We start from the raw sequence: 17,277 nt of genomic DNA, 5'->3' as shown, positions 1-17,277 counted from the left end.
ATGGGGGCACAGAACCGCTTGACAGAAAGGACCATCGCAAATCCCGCGCCGGCGTTGGTAGCTGGCGCGCTTCTCCTCCTTGTTGGCGTTGGCGCTCTGCTCGGTTGGCTTCGGCAACCCAGAGAGCTTCGCCTCGATCCGCCGGCTGTTGCCGACCTCGACCAGTTCCGTCGCATGCCCAATGGCATCAGCGGAACACCGCCCGAGAGTTATTTTGCACTGGGCAAGCCGTATGAGACAGACGCTTACAATCTGAGCCAGGGCAAGCGTCTCTACACCTGGTTCGGTTGCGTGACATGTCATGGTGATGGTCGCGGCGGGACCGGGCCCAGCTTCCTCGACGGCTGGTGGCTCTATGGCCCGGAGATGGTTTCCATCGTCGCGTCCATCCGCGATGGCCGCCCGCATGGCATGCCTGCATTTCGCAGCCGGATGACAATCGAGCAGATCTGGCAGCTCGCAGGATATGTCCAGACAATCGGTTCCTATACGCCGAAGATCGCCGCGCCCAGTCGCAATGACAACGAACACGCCCGGCCGGCCGAGAATCGCGGCCCGGCGATAATCCTGTTTGACGAGGGACCAGTCGGCGCGCATCCAGACCAAGGACCGTCGCCTTGAGGGTGGCCAGCGCCCTTCTGATCAGTGCCGTCGCGTCGGGCTGCAGCGGCAATCAGTCAGCACTTGATCCGCACGGCGCTCCCGCGATTCATATGGAGCACCTGATCATCGGCATAGTCGCCATTTGCACGGTGATCTGGGTCGTGGTGATGGTCATGCTTGGCGTCGCGCTTCTACGGGGTCCCCGCGCCGCGGCCGATACCGCGAAGTCCGAGGCATGGCTGGCAATGACGGTGGTTGCCGCTGTCGCGGCCACGGTAGTCATCATAGCTGGCCTGACGATCGCAAGTTTCTATACCACCCGGGACATCGGCGTCCCGAAAAGCGACGCAATGACAATCACTGTGCGCGGACAACAATGGTGGTGGCAGGTCTTTTATGCCGGTGCCGACGCAACGCCCGGCTTTCAGACTGCCAATGAAATTCACATTCCCATCGGGACAGATGTTCATCTGCGGCTTGAAAGCGCCGATGTCATTCATTCGTTCTGGGTGCCCAGCCTTGCGGGAAAGCAGGATCTTGTTCCAGGTCGCTCCAACAGTATGCTGCTACGAGCCGAGAAGCCGGGCGTCTACCGGGGACAATGCGCCGAATTCTGCGGCCTGCAGCACAGCCACATGGCGATCATGGTCGTCGCCGAGGCGCCGGCGGACTATGACCGCTGGGCGGCGTCGCAGCGTGGTGATGCGACGATGCCGGCCGATCCGGATGCGGCCGCAGGACGAGCGGCCTTCCTGGCAAAGCCCTGTGCTGCCTGCCACACGATCCGCGGCACTGCCGCCAATGGCACGACCGGACCGGATCTTACCCATATTGGCAGCCGGCTGACGATCGCCGCCGGACTGGCGGAAACCACGCGCGGTTCGCTCGCCGCCTGGATTGCCGATCCTCAGACGCTCAAGCCCGGAAACAACATGCCTATGGTCGCGCTGACCAGCGCCGAGCTCCAGAATATCTCCGCCTATATGGAGAGCCTGAAATGACGGGCAGAGATAGCACCGACCCGCGAGACACCGGGTTCAACGATGGTGAACTCGATCAGCGCCTTGCGTCGGTCTGGTCGACACCGCCGGGCCTCTGGGGCGCGCTGTCGTCGGTCGACCATAAAATCATCGGCCGGCGCTACATCAGCACGGCCTTTGTCTTCCTGGCACTGGGCGGGTTGCTGGCCCTGCTGATGCGGCTGCAACTGGCGCAACCCGAAGCCCGCTTCATCGGGCCCGATCGTTACAACCAGATTTTTACCGTGCACGGCACAAACATGATGTTCCTTTTTGCCGTGCCTGTCATGCAGGCGATGGCCGTCTACCTCGTGCCCTTGATGGTGGGAACGCGAAACATCGCTTTCCCGCGCCTCAATGCGTTCTCCTACTGGATGTATCTCGCCGGCGGTTTGCTGTTGTGGATCGCCTTCGTGGTCGACACCGGACCGGATATCGGTTGGTTCGCCTACGTCCCGCTGTCGGGGCCTCAATATGCGGCGGGAAAGCGAGCCGACGTCTGGGCGCAGATGATCACCTTCACAGAGGTTTCGGCGCTCGCCGTCGCCGTCGAGATCGTCGTGACCGTCTTCAAGCAACGCGCACCGGGGATGTCACTCGATCGGATCCCATTGTTCGTATGGTCGATGCTGGTCACGTCGTTTCTCGTCATCCTGGCAATGCCGGCGATCATGATCGCCAGCACGTCCCTTATACTCGACCGGCTGGTCGAAACGCATCTGTTCAATCCCGCTGAAGGCGGCGATGTGCTGCTGTGGCAGCATTTGTTCTGGTTCTTCGGACACCCCGAGGTTTACATCATCTTTCTACCAGCGGTGGGGATGGTGTCGACGATCGTCGCGACGTTCACGCGGCGCCCCGTGTTTGGCTATCTGGCCATGGTGATGGCCCTGATCGCTACGGGCGTTCTGGCGTTTGGACTTTGGGTCCATCATATGTTCGTCGCAGGCCTTCCCCGGCTTGGAGAGAGCTTCTTCACGGCCTCGAGCATGGCGATCGCGGTTCCGGCAGGACTGCAGATATTCTGCTGGCTGGCGACGATGTGGGCAGGCAAGCCGATCTTCAAGACGCCGTTCCTGTTCGTCATCGGCTTCATGGTCACGTTCGTCATTGGCGGCCTGACCGGCGTTATGGTGGCGTCCGTGCCGTTCGACACACAAGTCCACGACACCTATTTCGTCGTCGCTCACTTCCACTATGTCCTTGTCGGCGGCGCGGTTTTTCCTTTGCTCGGCGCGATCTACTACTGGTTCCCTAAGCTCACGGGACGGATGATGAGCGAGACAGTCGGCCGTTGGGTGTTCGGCCTCATCTTTGCCGGCTTCAACCTGACTTTTTTCCCCATGCATATTCTCGGTCTGCGCGGCATGCCGCGTCGCGTCTACACATACCAGCCCGAGATGCCATGGTCGGCGCTGAACCTGTTCATCAGCCTCAGCGCGAGCATCCTCGCCCTCGGTTTCCTGCTGTTTTTCATCGACGTGATACGCAGTGCCAGGTCAGGCGCCGCCGCGTCGTCCAACCCGTGGGGGGCCTCGACACTTGAATGGGCGACCTCGTCGCCGCCGCCACCGTACAATTTCGCCCGCCTGCCGGTGATCGGCAGCCTTGAAGCCTTGTCAGACCAATCAACTGCCCTTCCCGTTGCGACGGGCCTGCGCGTCGACCGTCGAGAACTGTTGGTCAGCAGTGTGGTCGAAGCGATTCCGGAAGCGCGAGAATCGTCGGCCGGAGATTCGATCTGGCCGCTATGGGCAGCGCTTGCCACCACCGCGACGCTGATCTGGTCGATATTCACGCCGTGGGCAGTTGTCTGGGGTTCGATACCAGTGGCGATCGCACTCATCGGCTGGTTCTGGCCAAAGGGCGTGCCGGAGGATGAGTCATGAAAGATAGCGCCACGCTCGACCTGACAGACCTTCCCTCTCACGGCCTTGGCACCGCGAGCGTGTCCTGGTGGGGAACGCTTGCCTTCATGCTCATTGAAGGTACGGGCTTTGCGCTTTCGATCGTTGTCTACCTCTATCTCATGAGCTTGGCACCACATTGGCCTCTGGATGCCGCACCGCCTGATCTGCTCGCCGGGACGATCCTGACAGCTCTCTTGATAGCAAGCCTTGTTCCCAACATTTTCCTCGCCCGCTGGGCACGTAGCCAAGATTTGCTGAAGGTCCGTATCGGCCTCGTCCTCATGTCCCTGCTCGGCATGGCGCCGCTGATCCTGCGGGTCTTCGAGTTTCCGGCAATGCATATCAAGTGGGACCAAAACGCCTACGGCTCGATCGTGTGGGTCATGCTCGGCCTGCACACGACGCATATTCTGACCGATCTGGTCGAGACGTTGGTGCTGACTTGCCTGATGTTTTCACGGCACGGCGACAACGCGCGGCGGTACGGAGATGTCAGCGACAACACGATGTACTGGAACTTTGTGGTGGCGACGTGGTTGCCGATGTATGCCTGCCTCTATTGGGTTCCAAGGCTATGACGAACATTTGGCTTCGATACACAGCCCTCATCCTGCCGCTCCTCGCCTGGGCGCTCAGCACCCAGTTCGGTCAGATCGCGCCCTACATCGATTGCCAACGGAATGGCCAGTGGACAGCCGTCTCTTGCGGCATCCTGCTCCTCGTTTCGGTTGCTGGCGTCGTAATATCACGACTGCTTTCAACGGGAACGGCCAAGTCCGAACGGTTCATTGCCGATGCGGGCTTTCTGGTCGCGCTGGCGTTTGTTTTTGCGCTGTCATTGCAGGGGGCGGCCACGGTGCTGCTGGACCCATGCCAACGCTGATCTGCACACTGACCTCGTTTTTGATAGCTGCCCCGGCGATGGCACACGGCGAAGATGCACATCCTGCGGGCTATCCCTGGACCTTTGATCCGTGGATCGTAGCACCCTTTGCCATCCTTGTTGCCCTCTATGGCGTAGGCGTCATAAGGCTGGCATCGCGAAGCAGAAGGCCAGGCAGCATGCTCTTCCGCGCCTTGCTGTACTGCTGTGGCATGCTGACATTGGGTTGCGCGCTGCTCTCGCCGCTTCACTGGCTAGGCGAGCACCTTTTTACCTTTCATATGATCGAGCACGAGATCGTCATGGTTGTGTCGGCGCCCCTGATCGTGCTGGCGCGCCCGGCTGGCATCCTGCTCTGGGCGCTACCGGGGAAATCCCGGCGCATCGCGGGGTCGCTGATGCGTTCGCCCATGATAGGCGGGCCATGGAAAAGGTGTACGAGCGCCACCAATGCAACCATCATTCATGGCTTGGCCATCTGGGCCTGGCACGCGCCGGCGTTGTTTGACGCGGCCGTGACCAACACGGCTCTGCATCGCCTCCAGCATCTCAGCTTCTTTGCGACAGCGATATTGTTCTGGTGGGCAATTGTTTGGCGAAGCGGTTATGGCACCTCAGCCTGGCATCTGTTCGCGACCATGATCCACAGCAGCGTTCTGGGTGCTTTGATGGCGCTGGCTCCACGCGTGCTCTACGTGGCTCAGACCCAGACCGCTATGGGCTGGGGGTTGACGCCGCTGGAAGACCAGCAGATGGCCGGGATCATCATGTGGGTGCCTGCCGGCACGATCTATGCGGCGGCGGCGATGACGATGCTGGCGCTCTGGATCCACGGCGCGAGTGAAGGAAGGGCGCAAAATGCCTGAGCCGCTCGCGCCCGCCATTGGCCTTGCCGTAATTGGTATTGTCCTCGCTGCGGCATCAGCCGCCTTCGTCGCGGCCAACGTCGCGGGCGACAACCACACCCAAGCAGCGGTGGCCAAAACGATCACCGGCGGCGATCCCGGTCGGGCTCCAGCAATTTTCCGCCGGTACGGCTGCTCCGGTTGCCACGCCATTCCCGGCATACCGGGAGCTGACGGCCAGACCGGTGCGCCGCTGGCCGGGTTGTCAAAGCGTGTGTACATAGCGGGCGTGCTGGAAAACAATTCCGACAACCTTGTCACATGGATTGTTTCGCCCCGGAGTTTTTCCCCACAGACGGCGATGCCGGCGACCGGCATTTCGCGAGAGGAAGCCAAAGACCTTGCCGCGTATCTGTACGCCCAGTAGATTCCTGATATTGGCTTTCGCAATCCCGGGCGAAACATCGCTTCAAGGGCGCGGGGTGGCTATGGGTGGCAGACCTTTGACGTAGCGCGCAATCGCCTGGCGATCACTGTCAGGCAGCATTGCCGTATTTGTCACCACATCGGACATCGACGATCCGACACGACCGTGGTTGGGCGTCTCTCCCGTTTTGAGCATCCTGGCGATGTCATTCTCGGTCCATCCGCGCAGCCTGTCCTGGGTAATATTCGGCACAAATCCCGTGCCTTGGGGATCGATGCCACCGGCAAAACGAGTGCCGGGTTTGATGGCGCCAAAGGCGTTGCGGGTCGAATGGCACTCGGCGCAGTGTGAAATGGTCTCGACGAGGTAAGCGCCACGATCATGCACAGGATCTCCATCGAAGCGGGCTGCGGTTGATCGTTGCCGAAAAAACAGCAGTTTCCAAATCCCGACAGACCGTCGGATGCTGAACAGCAGTGCAGGATCGGGCGGCGGTACACGGCCAGACACCTTCGGAAGTGTCTTGAGATACGCGTAAAGATCCTTCACGTCGTCGGGCTTTATGCTGGTAAAGCTCGTGTAGGGAAAAGCGGGATAGTAATGATCACGCTTGGGCGACACGCCGCCGATCAAGGCGTTCGCCAGGTCAGTGACAGTCCATCCGCCGATACCATCCACCGCATCGGGGGAAATGTTGGGGGGCCGAAAGGTCCCGAATGGTGAAGCGATCGCCATGCCGCCGCCAAGCCTCAGGCGGTCGGGCTGTCCCGGTGTTGCGTGACAGGAAGCACAATCGCCTGCAGCGAAGACGAGCTTGCCGTGCGCGACATTGCCCGGGCCTTCAAATTGCCGATCCTGTTCCCCAAACGGGGGCCTCGCCGCTGTCATGTACCACAAGACCGCGCAAACGGCGCCCGCACACAGGAAAACCGCAAGAGCAAATCTCAACACGGTGCTCCACCTGGCGATCCCCAGGCCCTTGGACGATTTCGCTCCGCGCTTGCTTTCAAATCCACCCTTCATCTGAGAAAGCTGCTCAAGGGTGCATCGCAACCGCGGTCTGACTGGATCCGAGATATCGATCTTGTCCCAGGGAATGCGGTACAGGCAGTCGCGGTGGCGCAGGTGAAAGAAATCGAGAACCGCGGTGCCGAGCGCCAAGGCGGAGAGGCGCTCGAAAGCAGCGAAAATGCCGACGTGGAATTCGGTGACAACCATATCGTCACCGTCCTGTTCTGCTCGTATCTCTTCAATGTGACCGACGCTTTTGCCGCGTAGCGAGAGCACCCGTCGTCCGGCAAGATGTTCAAGATTGACTGTGTCCATGTCAGGCTCCCGGAATGCGGCCTATGACGCGGTCGCGCAGCCAGTCTTGCCAATCGAAGATCCCTGTCCGGCGCACGTCAACGTCAACCTCGACGTCGACGCCGATATTGCGCACCTTGTTCCACGCTATCCGGTGCGGTTCGGCATGACGTTCGCCTCCAAACCTTGCCGCAAGCCATGCCATCAAGCGTCCCGGCCGCGAACCAAGACGCCGCGCCAGCGTGATCGAGCCGAGCTCGACCGCGACGACCCTTGGCGGCTTGCCTTGCCTCAACTCGGCCACCAATCCGTCCACCTTGCCGATCTTGACCTGCTTGCGGTCAAGCACCTGCTTGTCCAGGAGATCGCGCAGCAAATCCATCACGAACCTCCCAGTATCTGCAAGGGAATGCTCACCACGGCAAGGACGAAGCCAAGCGCGACGATAAGGATCACCGCGGCGTTCGAAATCATGCCATTGCCGTGCTCACCGACATAGCGCTCATCGTTGAGCAGAATGAGGAACGGGACCACCGTCAGAGGCAGGCTGGCGGCCGTCACGGCCATGGAGAAGATTGTAAGCCTCAGCGGGTCGAGGCCGAGTGCGATCGGGATGGCCGTCAGCAGCAATGATAGCGTATAGACACCGCAGAAGGCGGGATCATTGCGGGGTTTCAAATCCTCGCCCCACGTCCATCCAAAGCCCTGTGCGACGAGATATGCCTGCTGAAGGCCGATTTCTAGGGTCGCGCCGAAGCAGGCTATAGCAAGCGAAGCGACAAGCAGAACAAAGCCCCAGAAACCGAATATCGGGATCAGCATCAGGGGCAGTTGGTGATAGTCATTGACCTGATTAATGCCGTGCGCGCCGAGCACAAGTGCGGCGACGATCAACACGCCGAGCGAGATGGTGCCGCCGAAACTCATGCCAAGACCCGCAATGGCGCGATTGGTGCCGAGATAGGTCTTGTCCCAGTGGTCCTCGACAGCGCCCGAGGAATAAAACATGAAAAGGTAGGGCGATATCGATGCCCCCAGAATGCTGACGGCCATAAACCAGTAGCTTGCCGCGTCATGCCCCGGCAGGCTGGGCACCGCGCCTGCAGCCACCTGTCGCCAATCCGGCTCAACCATCACCGCGCCGACCACGAAGCAAAGCGTGACGAGACCGAGGATCGCCACCCCCTTCTCGATAAAACCGAAGGTGCCATTCCATAGAAACAGCCACGCCAGAAACGCCACCGGGAGGGCCCACCATTGAAAGCCTATCCCTGTCGCAAGTTCGGCCGCGATGGAAACGCCGCCGATCTCTGCCGACATCACCATGAAATTGACCAGCAAGGTGGCCAACAACGGCCACAGGAAGGCATTGAAGCCGAACCTCTCGCGGATCCCGTCGGCGATCGTGTGGCCGCTGACGGCAGCGAACCGGCCAGCCATCTCGACCAGGAAGATGATGCAGATTGTGCCAAGGAGGATCGCCCAGATCAGCTGGAAGCCGAAAGTCGCCCCGGCTTGCGCGGCTGTGGCCATCGATCCGACCTCGAGGAAGCCGCCGACGCTGGTAACGATGCCAAGAGAGATTTCAAGCAGCTTCTTCATGATCTCGGCGCGACATATCTGGCATTGAGGGCGGCGAGGTCCTTCGCGGCCGTCCCAAGGTCCTGCCGCGCCTGGCTCACCTGCCGCGGGTTGCCCGCCTCCACCCCGGCCTGGGCCCGCCTTGCCGCCGCCGACAGCCGGCCGATCACGGTCATGATACCGCGCGCTTCGGAGGATTGAGGTGAATTGTCAGACTGCATCTGCCGACCGGCGGCGGCAAGCGTCTCGGCTGTTGATTGCAGTGTGGCCGATGCATAAAATGAAGGGGCATCCCCGGCGGCCCAAGCGTCCAAGACCATGGCTGCCGTCTGCGAAGCCGACGCCGCGATTTTTGATTGCTGGGCGACGCGTTCGGAAGAAGAACAGGCGGCCAAAGCGACCATGGTCGACAAAAGACAGGAGCGCCAAAGCCGATCGGCAACGTCTTTGACTAGGCTTCGCTGCATGGCCGCGCAACCATGATACAGCCGGTCTGTGTGTCAGGTGCCAACATCAGGGATTCCGGAGTGTGGATTTCGGCCTGCTGGGAAAACGGATCACATCACCGGGCGACCCCCGATCTATGATCCGAGGAGGATTGTGATCGCCCTGCGCGCTACGGGGTGGTCCACTTGGGTGCAACTCGACAACGGTTGATGCCGACAGAGCAGCCCGTTGTCTGAAAAGGCGCACAAGTTCGGGGTGCAGTCCGTCACTTCGACGCGAGGCCAAGTCGTGAAGAAACAACAACTCCATTGCGTGTTCCTTTCCACGCTGGCGACGGGCTGGTCTCGCAATCGAGGTCAGCTTGAATCCGGCCTGTTGGCATCCCTTCTTCTGATCTGAGTAAAGCTGCTGCGATCGGAAGGTTCCGCCCGCGCTCACAAATTCGTCTGCGGGACCGTTTGCATGACGCTTGTTGGTAGAGCAGGCAACGTTCCTGAAAGGCTCGGCGCTTCGGCGACAGGTCCTTGCGACCTTCTTGCGCCGGGTGTCATTCGCTTGCGCCATTGCCGCATCCTCCGCCAGTCCCTCGTTGGTCGGAAATCCAGAAGGCTCAATTCTCGCCCTTTCGAAGAAGCCGGGCCTCGCGCATAATCGACGCCCTGTCCACCCCGACCAATGAAACGATCTCACGGATTTGGCTCTCGGTCACGCCGCACTCGCGCGCCAACGCCCGCACGGCTTGCGAGGTTATGACCGGCCGTCTGGCTTGTTCGTCAGTCATTGCTCATTCCTTTCGTTCGAAGGGAACGCTCCAGCTCATCGTGCAGCTGCTGGATGAATCTCTCCTATGGCTTGACGCTGGTCTCCCGCGCCCACAGCCGAAGTTTCCGGCAGGCCTCCATGTACGTTCCGGCAGCGTCCCCATCTGTCAAAGGAATGAGGCCTTCATCGGCTGCCGGATCGACGGCCGCCTTCTCCAGGAGAGGAACCGCCGCCGGCGTAAATCCGATGAACTTGCAGTGGGCAAAGGCATCCGCCACGAAATCCCGGGCTGCCACCTCTCGCGCAAGCAATTCCGCACCTTCTTCGGTGAGCAGCAGAGCCACGGCGTCAAACAGCACGGAAGGGCCGCCGTCGATCATATGCTCCGCAATTATCTTGGTGCCGTCATCAGCCTGCACACCGCCCACCTTCAGGGCAATGACCTCCATTGTCGCCCCTTCAATTTCGATCGCCGCCTGCAGCGCTTTGAACAGAGCCGCGTCGGCCCCGTTGCTGATCAGTACGCCGACCTTGCGGCCCTCGAAGCTATGAGGGCCATTCTCGATGATGCTCAAGGCCGGCGACGGCTCCAGATCCCTTCTCGGTGCCACGGCCGCATCCGCCGCCTTCGGCAAATCGGTGATTCCGAGCTTGTCGGCGACTGTCGAGGCCAAAACTTCGTCGATGTTCAATAGGTGCGCGATCATACGCTCCCGGATAGCCGGGCTTTCGACCTTGCTAAGCTCAAACGTCAGGGCTTGGGCGATGTGGCGCTGCTCAGGAGGCGTCTGACTGTTGAAGAACTGGCCGGCCTGGCTGTAGTGGTCAGCGAAGCTCTCTGGGCGCAGCCTTACCTTTTGTCCCGCCTCGCCGTCAGCGAAGGACCGGAAACCACGCTCGGACGATTCGCGCGGTCCCACTCCAAACGAGTTGGGTTGGTAATTCGCGCGTCCGACTGGATTGCGCATCGCCATATGACCATCCTGCTGAAAATGATGGAACGGGCATTTCGGCGCATTGATCGGCAGATGGGTGAAATTGGGACTGCCAAGGCGTTTCAGCTGGGTGTCGAGATAGGAAAAGTTGCGGCCCTGCAGGAGCGGGTCATTGCTGAAATCGATGCCCGGCGGGACGTTCTGAGTCATGAACGCCACCTGTTCGGTCTCGGCGAAAAAGTTATCCGGCATGCGGTCGAGGACCAGCCGGCCAACGGGTATCGGCGGCAGGACCTCTTCGGGGATGATCTTGGTGGGGTCGAGAATGTCGAAATCGAAGCTGTCGGCGAATTCCTGGTCGAACAGTTGCAGGCAGAGCTCCCATTGCGGGAATTGGCCGGCTTGAATGGCGTTCCAGAGATCTCTGCGGTGAAAGTCCGGATCGGCGCCATTGATCTTGACCGCCTCATTCCAGACGACCGATTGCATGCCGAGCTTGGGCTTCCAGATGAATTTCACGAATGTGGACTCGTCGGCCGCGTTGACCAGCCGGAAGGTATGGACTCCGAAACCCTGCATGAAACGGAACGACCGCGGAATCGCCCGATCAGACATCACCCACATGATCATGTGCATGGATTCAGGCGTCAGGCTGATGAAATCCCAAAAGGTGTCGTGCGCTGACTGGGCCTGTGGAAACTCCCGATCGGGCTCCGGCTTTACCGCATGGATCACGTCGGGAAACTTGATGGCATCCTGGATGAAGAACACCGGAATATTGTTCCCGACAATGTCCCAGTTGCCCTCCTTGGTATACAGCTTCACCGCGAAACCGCGTACGTCGCGAGCCAGGTCGAACGAGCCCTTGCTGCCCGCCACCGTCGAGAAGCGAACGAACGCCGGCGTCTTTTCACCAGCACGTTGGAAAATGTCGGCACGGGTGTACTTGGCGAGGGAGTCGTAAGTCTCGAAAAAGCCGTGGGCGCCGTAGCCCCGGGCGTGCACGACCCGCTCGGGAATGCGCTCGTGGTCGAAATGGAAGATCTTTTCGCGAAAGTGAAAATCCTCGAGGAGTGCCGGTCCGCGCGCCCCGATTTTCAAGGTATTCTGATCGTCGGCGACCGGGCTTCCCTGCGCCGTCGTCAAAACGTCTGTTTTACCTTCCGCCAGTTGGTGCAGCTCTCCGCCTTGCCCTCGGACAAGGGTTTGGTCGTGGATCGTCGCGGCATTTGGATTGGTAGCTGCTTTACGCGCCATGCGGTCCTCCTTGGGTTTGCACTGCGGTGATCTGCTGAGCAACCTGCGGTGGGGCTACAGGTTCCATGGAACCAAGAAGCAATTTCGTCGACTAGGCGCATGGAGGAAGTCGACCAGGTGCGTGCGACGAACGCGAAAACCCGGGGAGCCACCAAGTCACAGATCAAAGCGATGCGGTCCGGCCGGCGGATTTGCACCATCTTCAGATACGCCTGCGTTGGCGGCGGGCAGAGGGAAGGGACGCACGGGTTACACTTTTGGCCCGCTGCCCTTGGTGGCGGACTCTTGGAATGCTTCATCCAGTTGCAAATGATCGGTTTGCCCACTTCCGCGAAGAACGCGGCTTTGCCGGGCTAGTGGGGTCTGTTGGGTGCGTGTTGCCTGATGGTTCGACTTATCACCTCTCATACGCTGCGCAGCTTCAATCACGGCCTTGCGGCCATTGCCGTATTTTAGGATCAAGTCCCACACCAGGTCCGGGGTTAGGCCGTTCTCTCGGGCGAAATTTTCGACCTGATGGTCGTGAATAGCATCATGGCTGCACTTATCGCCGGCCAATTGAACCTCCGTCCGGTCCGGCCTGCGTTGAGCTGCATGGGCCACGTTTGACAGCCTAAAAGGCCGGTGGCTTTCAAAACAATTTGGAGATTGTGGTACCGACGCACACATTCGAATTAGGTCAAGTGCGATCGAGCTAACACTTTCGCCCGGTTCCTGACGGTATCGAGCTTTTCAGTGGGAACGGTTTAACGGCCGTCATGGTACGATTGGAGTAGGATTCGCAAGCATGGTGCCGACATCCAAAGACTCCGCCCTGTGGATGATTGGTGGACTTGAGATTTAGCAACGATCCTCAAGAAACCGGTCGGACCGAAGTTCCCTTGCGCAATTCTTGAGAGCGCCCGTGCCCGCGTGTGCCGAAGCAGGAACGTCTCGAAAAAACCCACCGCTGTGGAGCTGCAAGCAGGTTGCTGCACACGAGGTTTTTGCTCGCTCTGTCCGACGGCATTGTGGGGCGTCACGATCTCTCTGATCCAGGGCGATGCCAGGGAACCTGAATCGCTGTTCCAAGTTCTTGAAGATGGCAATTACTCATCGCAACGATGCTCCCCTCAATTGAAGCAATGATTTCCCGTAGCGCGGCATTTCGCAAGCAAAGAGGTGACTGACGTGCGGTCTTCCGGTCTCCTGGCTCAGCCGGCAAGGGCGAAAACTCGCGAGTCCGGGCGTTTGCGCAGGGGGGTCATCTACGGCGCAATTGCTGTCATCGCCAGCTTGCTCACGTTGCTAGCCATAAATCTCGTCCCCGAGCCGCGCGTTTTACGATCGATCGTACCTCACCGCTTTGACTCCTCGGATCCCCAATTTGCCAAGACCATGGGCAGTTTCTCGCAAGGGCAGATGTTCGGTTCGAACGCGGTGCAAACTTTGGTCAACGGAGACGAGATTTTTCCTTCTATGCTGCAGGCGATTAGAGCGGCTCATACAACCATCGATATGGAAACGTACATCTACTGGTCAGGTGCTGTCGGCTATGAGTTCGCGACTTCCCTGGCGGCCAAAGCGAGAGATGGCGTGGAGGTCCGCGTTCTGGTCGACTGGGTCGGCAGCCTTCCGTTCGATGAGGACCTGATCCAGATCATGACAAGAGCTGGGGTCACGTTCGAGCGATATCGACCCATCCACTGGTATACGCTTGACCGGTTCAACAATCGGACCCACCGCAAGCTGCTGATCGTGGATGGACACGTCGCATTCACCGGGGGTGTCGGCATTGCCGACAACTGGCGCGGAAACGCCCGCAACCCGGATGAATGGCGCGACACGCACTATCGAATTGAAGGAACGGCAGTGTCAGCCTTCCAAGCAGCGTTCGCGCAAAACTGGCTAGAGACCACAGGGGAGACTTTGCAGGGTGAAAAGTTCTATCCTGAACCCGAACCAGCAGGAGAGCTGGATGCGCAGCTGATCCTATCTTCGCAGCCGAATGGCTCGGAGGACATGGAGCTGATGATGTTGACAGCCATGGCTGCTGCCAAAGAGCATTTGCGCATCGGGATGGCATACTTCGTGCCGGACGACGTCGCACTCCAGCAGATCTTGGACTCTAGGAAACGCGGCGTATCTGTTGATGTCATCGTGCCCAATTCGCTGACGGACGTGCCGCTGACTCGAAAGAGCTCGCGCTACTTCTGGGGTTCATTGCTCCAGGCCGGCGTTCGGATATTTGAGTTTCAGCCCACCATGTACCATCCCAAACTCTTGATCGTTGACGATGTCTGGTCGAGCTTTGGCTCAGCCAATTTGGACGAACGCTCCCTACGTCTGAACGACGAAGCCACGCTGAATGTTTACGGCAAGGATTTCGCAAAGACGCAAATCGACTTGTTCAACCAGGATCTGCAGCGATCCAGGCAGATCAGTCTGGAAGAATGGCAGGCCCGTCCGTTGCGCGAGAAGGTCGCGGACTGGTTTGCCAGCCAGCTGAGGTGGCAGCTTTAACCGGGCGCTTGCGCGGGTGCGCACGCTAGGTGATCTCGCAATAGAAATCGCAGATTAGATCGGCGACTTTTACAGCTTCGAAATCAGTCATGTGCGCCGCGTTCTCGGTAGCGACCGTCTCCAAGTCATCCTGATCAACCGCCAGAAGGTCCAGCAATTTTGCAAATTTGATTTTGAGTTCACGGTCACCGTCGAATTCATCGATCGTGACGTTCAGAATGTTCACGTTCGCCTCAATCAGCCTCGCTTGAATGCTATCCTCGGAGGCTGCCAGCGCCCGGATTGCACCGAAGAAGTGTTCACGGGCATTGGTATAATTGTCGTCCATTTTGGTACCTCTATGGGCAAAAGCGCGCCCTGGACGCGGGTGCGAACGGCGACGTACGCCTTTCACAGGGCAGGTGTCAACGACCCGTCTATGCACGCGTGTCATACAGGAAATGAAGCGGGACTTTACGATCCTACACGGGAAGCAGTTGCCGTAGGTGCAGTAAAGCTTGTGGTGCACTGCAATCAGTAACATCTATTCATAAATTTGGCACGTTTGTTGCTTATAACGAATTTAGGGATGGCGGGGGCCGAAGTAATGTATCGAAATGATGAAGAACTGTGCAATTGGGCGAGCACACGGGGCATCGCGATCTACCAGCGCTCAAAGACTGTATGGATCGCGTCAGGTGGGTACAGGGGCCATGATTTTGAAGTTAAGGCACGTTCTCCATCGATTGCGCTCGCATTGTGGCTTGAGGCTGCTCAGTACAGAGGTTCAAGGTCTTATAGCGCTCCATGATCTTGGCACTGATAAGTTCTTTCAGCGAGGAGGATTACGCGGCGCTAGAGGCTTGGCGATTTGGAAGAGGCGGATGCCCAGCCGGGCAGCGGCGGTGCGCGAATTCCTTTCGTCTTGGGTTGGAATCTGTCGACTATTTGGAAGCGTCCCCCAATCTTAGGGGCTCGGATCAGTAGAGCAAGTGGCCTCGTCGGTCACCTCAAGGAAGTAGTCTCCCGTCCGGTGGAGCATCAAAGGTCGGCGTGTTGCCTCTTCCGCTGCACGGAAAGAGGTTGATGCCTCTGCGCGATACTCTCGCGGCATCGGCCCTCGCCACAGAACCCGTGCTCAGAAGCTTGGCGTATTTGTCGAACAATGCCAATTTATTGGAGTAGGTGAGGTGCGTGACGTGATGGCAACCGTCGCAACGATGTTGAGCGGCAGACTTAAACCAGCGCCCAGGCTTTACGAAGCCACATCCGCATTCCGAGCATCGGATTCCATCTCGACTAAGTTTAGGCTTTGAGAGAGAGGCATCGCGTCTCCTACAGCCGCTTGAACTCGGCGAGACCTAGCCGGATCCGCTGGCCTTCCGCGTAGGACAGGGCGAATGATTCCAGATCAAATGAGCGGGTGATTTCTTCGTCGTCGCCAACTATGCGGACGAACCACTCTCCGCAGGCTTCGATCACTTCAACGCAAGGCGGAACCTTGCCGTTCGGGTGCACGCTGTCCATCGTAGCCTCCCCTTAAAGCGGAATTTTAAATCCGCCAGGATCAGGCCGGCAAGCCTTGGTAAGATGCGTACATTGCCTAGGAACCGGCCGACGCCTGATGGTATTTTGTGCATCAGTGGGAACCCAACACCCCGCGAGTCCCGAAATCCCTAGGGCGCCCGCCGCCGCCGTGAATGGGGCGGCGGGATCACGTCCGGGCCGCAGGAAAGGAAGCACTAGCTAATCCAGCAGCAGGAGGCGAGGCTTGTGCTTCGTCTCTTCATGCCAGATGACTTGGCGCAGATCGCGCATGTCGACCATCTGCCCGCAGCTGGGACAATTGTAGAAATGGTCGCGCTCGTCGGATACCGGCCATGCAGCTTGCCAGGGATCGGCGGGCCAAGATCTGATTGTTTCATCATCGGCTGCCCAGTGCCTTTGCCTCACGCTCCAGCGAATCACGGTCGTTGCCGTGCTTTCTCATAAGTTCCCGCACTTTAGGAATCGTAAGTTGGAACTTGCTGGCCAAATAGCCGACCTCGTATTCTTGGTCGCCTGCTACGCGGTCGCGGTCACGAAAATCACGTTTGCTCTTGTCGTCTGCCATTGTCGGTTGCTCCTGGCGAAAACAACATCGAAGATCACACCGGATTCCATTCGTTAGTCCCGAACATTCACTCGCGACGTCGTGGAGAGGTTTGCGATAGCATCGACATCCATAGTCACAAGTCCGCCTCCGTCGATCCGGACCGTACCTTCTCGTCTTCCTCATCGACGCGCGTTGCAAAACCGCTGATATCGACCTTCTGTCCGGCCTTCGCCTTCTTCGCCGTGTCGATGGCAAGGGGAAAATTGTAGGAGGGAATGCTAACGCTCGACACGCCGTCGTCCATCACTTTCAGGATGGTGGCCGTCAGGGTGATCTCGTTGCCAACTCTCGGACCTCACGCCATTTTGTCGCTCGCTGCACCGGTATGGTGTCGAAACGGCGCGACAGCAGATATCGCAGCGGCCCATCGACCAGCTGGCTAAAGGCGAAATGCTACTCTGTGAACGAAGCGGGCAAGCCGGCCTTCGCTTTGATGGCAGAGCGGGGCACAGGACGCTATGTCGGGTCGGCGTTCATCGCCATGAACCGGGAAATGCGCGAACGGTTGTGGAAGCGTGTCCAGGACCATGCAGGGACGGCGCCGAAGGGCATGAAGCGGGCGGCGACGCAGTGGGTCAAGCCGGGCATCATCGGCCGCGTGAAGCACTTGCGCGGCGAGGAGGATTTGCGGCACGCTTCACTGCAGGACTTTCGTGAGGAATGAGGA

At 59.3% G+C, this 17,277-nt stretch carries 20 protein-coding genes; 9 read left to right on the top strand and 11 right to left on the bottom strand.

Annotated features, from left to right (window positions below; all coding sequences use genetic code 11):
• From EN935_RS00225 to EN935_RS00195, 7 genes are all read left to right on the top strand, one after another.
• Positions 1 to 621, top strand: coding sequence for a cytochrome c (locus EN935_RS00225; protein ID WP_127263702.1), 621 nt, complete (start codon positions 1 to 3; stop codon positions 619 to 621).
• A gap of 92 nt (positions 622 to 713) precedes the next feature.
• Positions 714 to 1,604: a cytochrome c oxidase subunit II gene (coxB, locus tag EN935_RS00220; protein WP_127263713.1), complete on the top strand. Its 891-nt coding sequence runs from the start codon at positions 714 to 716 to the stop codon at positions 1,602 to 1,604.
• On the top strand, positions 1,601 to 3,511 hold the full coding sequence (ctaD, locus tag EN935_RS00215; protein WP_127263700.1) for a cytochrome c oxidase subunit I: 1,911 nt from the start codon (positions 1,601 to 1,603) through the stop codon (positions 3,509 to 3,511). The genes coxB and ctaD overlap by 4 nt, the downstream gene beginning before the upstream one ends.
• Positions 3,508 to 4,110, top strand: coding sequence for a cytochrome c oxidase subunit 3 (locus EN935_RS00210; RefSeq protein ID WP_127263698.1), 603 nt, complete (start codon positions 3,508 to 3,510; stop codon positions 4,108 to 4,110). The genes ctaD and EN935_RS00210 overlap by 4 nt, the downstream gene beginning before the upstream one ends.
• Positions 4,107 to 4,415 carry a hypothetical protein gene (locus EN935_RS00205; RefSeq protein WP_109670984.1) on the top strand — a complete coding sequence of 103 codons (309 nt, stop codon included), beginning with the start codon at positions 4,107 to 4,109 and terminating at the stop codon, positions 4,413 to 4,415. Before EN935_RS00210 ends, EN935_RS00205 begins: the two co-directional genes overlap by 4 nt.
• Positions 4,403 to 5,281 (top strand): cytochrome c oxidase assembly protein, encoded by an 879-nt coding sequence (locus EN935_RS00200; protein ID WP_127263696.1) that lies wholly within the window; start codon positions 4,403 to 4,405, stop codon positions 5,279 to 5,281. The genes EN935_RS00205 and EN935_RS00200 overlap by 13 nt, the downstream gene beginning before the upstream one ends.
• Entirely contained in the window at positions 5,274 to 5,687 is a 414-nt protein-coding gene (locus tag EN935_RS00195; RefSeq protein WP_127263694.1) for a c-type cytochrome, read from the top strand. The genes EN935_RS00200 and EN935_RS00195 overlap by 8 nt, the downstream gene beginning before the upstream one ends.
• A gap of 42 nt (positions 5,688 to 5,729) precedes the next feature.
• Here the strand turns inward: EN935_RS00195 and EN935_RS00190 are convergent, their stop codons facing one another.
• The 7 genes from EN935_RS00190 to EN935_RS00155 all read right to left on the bottom strand — a co-directional run bounded on the left by EN935_RS00190 (position 5,730) and on the right by EN935_RS00155 (position 12,532).
• The gene (locus tag EN935_RS00190) at positions 5,730 to 6,575 is read right to left on the bottom strand and encodes a cytochrome c (RefSeq protein ID WP_245468793.1); all 846 of its coding nucleotides are present in this window, start codon (positions 6,573 to 6,575) and stop codon (positions 5,730 to 5,732) included.
• Positions 6,576 to 7,014: 439 nt separating this feature from the next.
• Positions 7,015 to 7,374 carry a hypothetical protein gene (locus EN935_RS00180; protein WP_109670993.1) on the bottom strand — a complete coding sequence of 120 codons (360 nt, stop codon included), beginning with the start codon at positions 7,372 to 7,374 and terminating at the stop codon, positions 7,015 to 7,017.
• Complete coding sequence (locus EN935_RS00175) at positions 7,374 to 8,594, bottom strand: Nramp family divalent metal transporter (RefSeq protein ID WP_127263693.1); 1,221 nt, start codon at positions 8,592 to 8,594, stop codon at positions 7,374 to 7,376. The genes EN935_RS00180 and EN935_RS00175 overlap by 1 nt, the downstream gene beginning before the upstream one ends.
• A complete protein-coding gene (locus EN935_RS00170) occupies positions 8,591 to 8,986 on the bottom strand; it encodes a hypothetical protein (RefSeq protein WP_126067734.1) in 396 nt (131 codons plus the stop codon). Before EN935_RS00170 ends, EN935_RS00175 begins: the two co-directional genes overlap by 4 nt.
• Before the next feature lie 644 nt (positions 8,987 to 9,630).
• A complete protein-coding gene (locus EN935_RS00165) occupies positions 9,631 to 9,801 on the bottom strand; it encodes a DUF3606 domain-containing protein (RefSeq protein ID WP_127263691.1) in 171 nt (56 codons plus the stop codon).
• Between the two features lie 64 nt (positions 9,802 to 9,865).
• Positions 9,866 to 11,974: a catalase gene (locus EN935_RS00160; protein WP_127263689.1), complete on the bottom strand. Its 2,109-nt coding sequence runs from the start codon at positions 11,972 to 11,974 to the stop codon at positions 9,866 to 9,868.
• Between the two features lie 249 nt (positions 11,975 to 12,223).
• A complete protein-coding gene (locus EN935_RS00155) occupies positions 12,224 to 12,532 on the bottom strand; it encodes a hypothetical protein (protein WP_127263687.1) in 309 nt (102 codons plus the stop codon).
• A 672-nt stretch (positions 12,533 to 13,204) separates the two neighbouring features.
• Here EN935_RS00155 and EN935_RS00150 point away from each other — a divergent pair.
• Complete coding sequence (locus EN935_RS00150) at positions 13,205 to 14,476, top strand: phospholipase D-like domain-containing protein (protein ID WP_245488791.1); 1,272 nt, start codon at positions 13,205 to 13,207, stop codon at positions 14,474 to 14,476.
• Positions 14,477 to 14,501: 25 nt separating this feature from the next.
• On the opposite strand, the gene EN935_RS00145 is transcribed toward EN935_RS00150, so the two are convergent.
• From EN935_RS00145 to EN935_RS41730, 4 genes are all read right to left on the bottom strand, one after another.
• Positions 14,502 to 14,804, bottom strand: a complete 303-nt coding sequence (locus EN935_RS00145; RefSeq protein ID WP_109671012.1) for a hypothetical protein — start codon at positions 14,802 to 14,804, stop codon at positions 14,502 to 14,504.
• Positions 14,805 to 15,790: 986 nt separating this feature from the next.
• A complete protein-coding gene (locus tag EN935_RS00135) occupies positions 15,791 to 15,982 on the bottom strand; it encodes a hypothetical protein (RefSeq protein WP_109671016.1) in 192 nt (63 codons plus the stop codon).
• Positions 15,983 to 16,379: 397 nt separating this feature from the next.
• On the bottom strand, positions 16,380 to 16,568 hold the full coding sequence (locus EN935_RS00125; RefSeq protein ID WP_127263795.1) for a DUF3606 domain-containing protein: 189 nt from the start codon (positions 16,566 to 16,568) through the stop codon (positions 16,380 to 16,382).
• 115 nt (positions 16,569 to 16,683) lie between these two features.
• Positions 16,684 to 16,842 (bottom strand): hypothetical protein, encoded by a 159-nt coding sequence (locus tag EN935_RS41730; protein ID WP_245468811.1) that lies wholly within the window; start codon positions 16,840 to 16,842, stop codon positions 16,684 to 16,686.
• Positions 16,843 to 17,010: 168 nt separating this feature from the next.
• Here EN935_RS41730 and EN935_RS00115 point away from each other — a divergent pair, with 168 nt between their 5' ends.
• Positions 17,011 to 17,274 carry a hypothetical protein gene (locus tag EN935_RS00115; RefSeq protein ID WP_245468809.1) on the top strand — a complete coding sequence of 88 codons (264 nt, stop codon included), beginning with the start codon at positions 17,011 to 17,013 and terminating at the stop codon, positions 17,272 to 17,274.
• Positions 17,275 to 17,277: the final 3 nt, after the last annotated feature.

Source organism: Mesorhizobium sp. M7D.F.Ca.US.004.03.1.1, from assembly GCF_003998635.1.
GTDB classification, from domain to species: domain Bacteria; phylum Pseudomonadota; class Alphaproteobacteria; order Rhizobiales; family Rhizobiaceae; genus Mesorhizobium; species Mesorhizobium loti.
The sequence above is the reverse complement of the archived record's forward strand: the minus strand, read 5'-3'. Positions and strand labels throughout refer to the sequence as shown.